7 protein-coding genes are annotated in these 4,967 nt (G+C 67.6%); 3 read left to right on the top strand and 4 right to left on the bottom strand.

Annotated elements, in window-relative coordinates:
* Positions 1-1,070: MFS transporter (locus J7024_RS36175; RefSeq protein WP_234745982.1), on the top strand; the 1,070-nt coding region annotated here is incomplete at its 5' end.
* Between the two features lie 25 nt (positions 1,071-1,095).
* Here the strand turns inward: J7024_RS36175 and J7024_RS36170 are convergent.
* The 3 genes from J7024_RS36170 to J7024_RS36160 form a co-directional block, all read right to left on the bottom strand.
* Entirely contained in the window at positions 1,096-1,674 is a 579-nt protein-coding gene (locus tag J7024_RS36170; RefSeq protein ID WP_234745981.1) for an AAA family ATPase, read from the bottom strand.
* Positions 1,667-3,088 carry an alpha,alpha-trehalose-phosphate synthase (UDP-forming) gene (otsA, locus tag J7024_RS36165; protein ID WP_124827722.1) on the bottom strand — a complete coding sequence of 474 codons (1,422 nt, stop codon included), beginning with the start codon at positions 3,086-3,088 and terminating at the stop codon, positions 1,667-1,669. The genes J7024_RS36170 and otsA overlap by 8 nt, the downstream gene beginning before the upstream one ends.
* Positions 3,089-3,238: 150 nt before the next feature.
* Complete coding sequence (locus J7024_RS36160; RefSeq protein ID WP_124827723.1) at positions 3,239-3,436, bottom strand: hypothetical protein; 198 nt, start codon at positions 3,434-3,436, stop codon at positions 3,239-3,241.
* A 288-nt stretch (positions 3,437-3,724) separates the two neighbouring features.
* On the opposite strand from J7024_RS36160, the gene J7024_RS36155 reads away from it, so the two are divergent.
* Positions 3,725-4,276 (top strand): hypothetical protein, encoded by a 552-nt coding sequence (locus J7024_RS36155; RefSeq protein WP_124827724.1) that lies wholly within the window; start codon positions 3,725-3,727, stop codon positions 4,274-4,276.
* A complete protein-coding gene (locus J7024_RS36150) occupies positions 4,273-4,767 on the top strand; it encodes a hypothetical protein (protein ID WP_124827725.1) in 495 nt (164 codons plus the stop codon). The genes J7024_RS36155 and J7024_RS36150 overlap by 4 nt, the downstream gene beginning before the upstream one ends.
* 67 nt (positions 4,768-4,834) lie before the next feature.
* Here the strand turns inward: J7024_RS36150 and J7024_RS36145 are convergent.
* A partial coding sequence (locus J7024_RS36145) for an AAA-associated domain-containing protein (protein ID WP_234745983.1) occupies positions 4,835-4,967 on the bottom strand: 133 nt, incomplete at its 5' end.

Raw genomic sequence — 4,967 nt, 5'->3', positions numbered from 1 at the left:
GTTCGCTGCCGATGCTCGCGGTGATGCGCGTGATCCAGGGGTTCGGCGCGGCCGGCATCATGAGCGTAAATGCGGCGCTCGTGCGAATGATCTACCCGTCGGCGATGCTCGGGCGCGGACTGTCGATCAACGCGATGGTGGTCGCGCTGTCGTCGGCAATCGGCCCGACGGTCGCGTCGGCGATCCTGTCGTTCGCGTCGTGGCCGTGGCTGTTCGCGGTCAACGTGCCGATCGGCATCGCGGCGGTATTCGGCAGCCTCCGCGCGCTGCCGACCAACCCGCGGCACAACGCGCCGTACGACTTCCCGAGCGCGCTGATGAACGCCTGCGTGTTCGGCTTGCTGATCATGGCCGTCGACGGATTCGGCCACGGCGAAAGCCGCGCATACGTCGTGATCGAACTGGCCGTCGCATTCGGCATCGGCTACTTCTTCGTGAAGCGTCAACTGTCGCAGCCGGCGCCGCTGCTGCCGGTCGACCTGATGCGCATTCCGATGTTCGCGCTGTCGATCTGCACGTCGGTCGCATCGTTCACGTCGCAGATGCTCGCGTTCGTTGCGCTGCCGTTCTGGCTGCAGAATTCGCTCGGCTTCTCGCAGGTCGAAACCGGCCTCTACATGACCCCGTGGCCGCTCGTGATCGTGTTCGCCGCGCCGCTCGCGGGCGTGCTGTCGGACCGCTACTCGGCCGGCGTGCTCGGCGGGATCGGGCTCGCGCTGTTCGCGCTCGGGTTGCTGTCGCTCGCGACGATCGGCCCGCACCCGGGCACCGTCGACATCGTGTGGCGGATGGCGCTGTGCGGCGCTGGCTTCGGGCTGTTCCAGTCGCCGAACAACCGCGCGATGCTGTCGTCGGCGCCGCGCGAGCGCAGTGGCGGCGCGGGCGGGATGTTGAGCACGGCTCGCCTGACCGGCCAGACGCTCGGCGCCGCGCTCGTCGCATTGATTTTCGGGCTTGCGCCCGATCGCGGGCCGACCATCGCGCTCTATCTCGCGACGGCGTTCGCAGCGATCGCAGCGGTGGTGAGCATGCTGCGCATCGCGTCGCCAAAGCCCGACGCGGCAACCTGAAATCGACGCGTGCAACGTACGCACGTCACGCCGCGTCGAGCGTATCCATCACGAAGCGCACGCGTGCCTTCACGCTCGCGCGCGGCAGCTCGATCAGCCGATAGCCGTACGACGTATAGCAGTCGACCATCGCTTCGTAGGTCCGCACGGCTTCCGCGAAATCCTGCCGGCGCTCGGTGTCCTGCACGTAGATCTCGGGCCATGGCGGCGCGATGAACACGCGCCGGTGATAGCGAAAACGCCGCGCCGCCGCATCCGCATGCGCGGGCACCGTGAGGCCCGTCAACCGCAGGTAGCCGATCACGTCCGGCACGCCGCGATCGAAGAACACCGGCCCGCGCGCGCATTGCGCCAGATGGTACGAGCGCATCTCCCAACCGAGCATCAGTTCCGCGAAGGCGGCCCGGTCGCGCCACGGCAGCGCCTGGCCGTCGATCGCCGTCTGGTCGCGGATCACGCCGCGCCCGGCCTCCTGCGAGCGCGCGAAACCGGCACGCTCGAGCGCATCGAGCAGCGTGCTCTTGCCCGAGCCGGGGCCGCCCGTGACGACGTGGAAACGGCCGGCCGCATCGTCGGCACCGGCCGCTTCCACGCACTCAGACATGAGCGACCCGCCGGCCTGCCCGCTGCGTGACCGACGCGGCTGCCGCGACGCTGCGCAGGTCGGCGACGAACGTATCACGCCATACCGACAGGTCGTTCTCGCGCAGCCGCGCGAGGTTCTGTTCATGACGCGCCTGCCGCTCCGCGAGCGGCATCGACAGCGCGCGCTCGAGCGCGTCGGCCATCTGCGACAGGTCGTACGGATTGACGAGCAGCGCGCCGGTCAGCTCGGCGGCCGCGCCCGCGAACTCCGACAGCACAAGCACGCCCGGGTCAGCCGGATCCTGCGACGCGACGTATTCCTTCGCTACGAGGTTCATCCCGTCGCGCAAAGGCGTCACGTAGCCGACCTGCGACATCCGGAAAAACGCCATCAGCAGGTTGCGTTCGTACTTGCGGTTCAGGTACTGGATCGGCGTCCAGTCGAGCTGCGAGAAGCGGCCGTTGATGCGGCCGGCCTCGCCTTCGAGCGTTTCTCGAATGCGCTGGTAGGTCTGCACGTCGGAGCGCGTCGGCGGCGCGATCTGCACGAGCGACACGCGCCCCTGCCAGCCCGGGGCGTTCGCAAGCATCCGCTCGAACGACTGGAAACGCTCGACCAGTCCCTTCGAATAGTCGAGACGGTCGACGCTCATCACGAGCTTGCGGCCGTCGAGTGCGTCGCGCAGCATCTTCACCGGCTTACGCGAACCGTACTGGACCGCCGCCTCGGCGATCGCATCCGGATGCACGCCGATCGGATAGGCCGCGACCTTCACGACGCGGCCGTGCGCATGCAGCATCCCGTCGTCGCTCGCCGTGCCGATCCCGCGCCGCTCGATGTAGTCGGCGAACGCCTGCTTGTCGGCGTCGGTCTGGAAGCCCGCGACGTCGTACGCGCACATGAACTTCACGAGTTCCTCGTGCGGCGGCACGAGGCGCAGCATCTCCGGCGACGGAAACGGAATGTGCAGGAAAACGCCGATCGGGTTCTTCACGCCAAGCTCGCGCAGGAAATGCGCGAACGGCAGCAGATGGTAGTCATGCACCCAGATCAGGTCGTCGGGCCGCAACAGCGCGGCGAGCTGCTGCGCGAGCATCGCGTTCACGCGCAGGTAGCCCGCGTACTCCTGCCGGTCGAAACGGGCGAGATCGCCACGGTAATGGAACACCGGCCATAGCGTCGCATTCGAGAAGCCGCGGTAGTACTGATCGTAGTCGCGTCGGGTCAGCCCGAGCGTCGCGTACGTGACGTTGCCGTCCCGCTGAATCGCGGGCTCGGCGTCGGGCGCACCGACGATCTCGCCGTTCCAGCCGAACCAGACGCCGCCGGTTTCCTTGAGCGCGTCCATCACACCGACCGCGAGACCACCCGCGCTCGGACGTGTGTCCTCGCCCGCGGCGACACGATTCGATACCACGATCAATCTGCTCATGCAGCTTCCCCTCCTCGATTCGATTGGATGACGCGCGGCGCGCGCCACGACGGGTGCGGCGGCCCAAAGGCGGTCGCGCGGCGATTCAGATGTGAGCGATGCAACAAAGAGCGCAGTGAAGTGCGGCAGCGGAATGCAACGGCGACAGCGTCAAGCGTCCTGCTCCTGGCCGAGATCGCGTTGATAGTCGAGCCCTTCCGGGCGGGCGCCGCCCTGGTTGTGATCGCCGTCGGACGGCGCCTGGTCGGGCGCTCCCGCGGGCGGCGCGACAGGCGTGTCGCGCTGCGGATTGGGTCGGTCGGCACCCATCTCGGGCGGACGCGGTGAAAGGCGTTTCGAACGACGCATGGCTGGGTGTCTCATATGCAGCGCGGCTCGGGGCCGTCGTTGAAACATTCCATAACAAAACAGTCTAGGTCGCTTCCGAGCGTGCGAAGGTAACAATTACCTTCAATTTGTAACGTTTCGACCCCTCGCCAATCATCTGTCCGACAATAGCGCCGCGCGTATGCGCGCGAGCTGCCGTGGGGCGATTTGTCAAAGCTTTGCAGTTTTCCTATGACAATTGCGAAACAATGACGCGGCAAGGGGGCGCGCACGCGTCGCCGCTCACCCAGACAGGACTTGCACTCAGGGATGAACATTCGCTTCGAATCGCCGCACCGGGCCATGCCGGCGCGCATCGTGCTGGCCGCGCTCGCCACGGCCTCACTGCTGTCCGGCTGCAACTCGCTGTACAGCGAAGGCGCGACCGCCGGCGCAGGTATCGCGGGCGCCGCGATCGCATCAAAAGTCACCAGCAACGCCGCCGTCGCGACGGGCATCGGCCTGGGCGCCGTCGCCGGCGCCCGTGCGGGTGTCCAGTACACGCAGCGCGTCGCCCACCGCTATACGCAGGAACAGATCGCGAAGGCAGCCGGCCCGCTGGATGTCGGCGGCGTCGCGTCGTGGTCGACGCACCATTCGTTCCCGATCGAGGACGACGAACAGGGCCGCGTGACGGTGAGCCGGATGATCAGCGTCGGCCCGCTCGACTGCAAGGAAATCGTGTTCGCGGTCGACACGCCCGCCAAGGGCGACAAGGCCGCGCAATCGGCGTTCTACGTCGCCACGATCTGCCGCGAGGGCTCGGTGTGGAAATGGGCGTCGGCCGAGCCCGCGACCGAGCGCTGGGGCGCGCTGCAATGAGCGTCGCGATCCGTATCGCGGCGATCGGCGCGCTGTGCGCGGCCACCGCCGCGCTGTCGGGCTGCGGCTCGGTCGGCGCGGCAAGCGGCGCGCTCGCCGGCGCGGCGACGGGCCTCGTCACTGCGAACCCGGCCGTGGGTGTCGGCGTCGGCATTGCCGTGCAGGCGGCGACCGACGAGGCCGTCAACCGCACGATGAAGCAGCTCCATCAGAACCAGCAGGACGCGATCGCGAAGGTGGCTGGCACGTTGGCCGTCGGTGAAGTGAAGCCGTGGAAGGTGAAGAACACGCTGCCGCTGGAGAACGGCGAAGGCGAGGTACGCGTCGCGCGTGCGTATTCGACAGCGCTCGCGCTGTGCAAGGAATTCGCGTTCTCGGTGAAGGACGGCGACAAGGCCGACTGGTATTTCGCGAGTGCGTGCCAGCAAGGCACGCGCTGGAAGTGGGCGTCCGCCGAGCCGGCCGTCGATCGGTGGGGGAATTTGCAGTAGCGGTGCGAAGCGTCGCGCGTAACGCGTGCGACACAAGAAGCCGGGCCGCACGGCCCGGCACACGCACTCAGGACTCGACGTCCTCGAGACTGAAGATTTCGGTCTGGTCGTTGTACGAAAATATCTCGCCGTAACGGCCCCAGTCGATCACCGCATCGAGCGTTTCCTCGGCCGCGCCGTCGGACAGAAAATCCTCCAGT

The organism is Burkholderia sp. WTPI3, from assembly GCF_021483755.1.
Lineage (GTDB): Bacteria > Pseudomonadota > Gammaproteobacteria > Burkholderiales > Burkholderiaceae > Burkholderia.
This window is presented reverse-complemented; position numbering and strand designations above follow the sequence as displayed.

What these genes read in the sequence shown, in the direction of transcription:
- J7024_RS36170 (WP_234745981.1), bottom strand. Translation starts at nt 1,674, where the DNA reads ATGTCTGAGTGCGTGGAAGCGGCCGGTGCCGACGATGCGGCCGGCCGT.
- otsA (WP_124827722.1), bottom strand. Translation starts at nt 3,088, where the DNA reads ATGAGCAGATTGATCGTGGTATCGAATCGTGTCGCCGCGGGCGAGGAC.
- J7024_RS36160 (WP_124827723.1), bottom strand. Translation starts at nt 3,436, where the DNA reads ATGCGTCGTTCGAAACGCCTTTCACCGCGTCCGCCCGAGATGGGTGCC.
- J7024_RS36155 (WP_124827724.1), top strand. Translation starts at nt 3,725, where the DNA reads ATGAACATTCGCTTCGAATCGCCGCACCGGGCCATGCCGGCGCGCATC.
- J7024_RS36150 (WP_124827725.1), top strand. Translation starts at nt 4,273, where the DNA reads ATGAGCGTCGCGATCCGTATCGCGGCGATCGGCGCGCTGTGCGCGGCC.